Source organism: Rhodopseudomonas palustris (assembly GCF_003226555.1).
In the GTDB taxonomy this organism is placed as follows: Bacteria; Pseudomonadota; Alphaproteobacteria; order Rhizobiales; family Xanthobacteraceae; genus Rhodopseudomonas; species Rhodopseudomonas palustris_I.
In genome coordinates, this window is sequence record NZ_QKQS01000017.1 from 1 (window position 1) to 230 (window position 230).

The window sequence follows — 230 nt, forward strand, 5'->3', positions numbered from 1 at the left end:
TGGCGCACGGTGGTTTGGCGGGAAGGCTCGGCCGATTTTCTATCGTCGCGCTTCGCGCGCGTGCGCGTCAGTGTCGGACATAACAAGCTGATCCCGGAGACGCTGCGGCCGGAGTGGCTGCTGGTCGAGTGGCCGGAGGACGAAACTGAACCGACCAAATATTGGCTTGCGACACTGCCGGAGACGATCGGCTTCCGACCGCTCGTCGACCTCGCCAAGCTGCGCTGGCG

Annotated in this window: 1 pseudogene; it reads left to right on the top strand. The window is 64.8% G+C overall.

Going from position 1 to position 230, the window contains the following annotated elements:
- A pseudogene (locus DNX69_RS12335) lies at positions 1–230 on the top strand (IS701 family transposase); the annotation flags it as partial.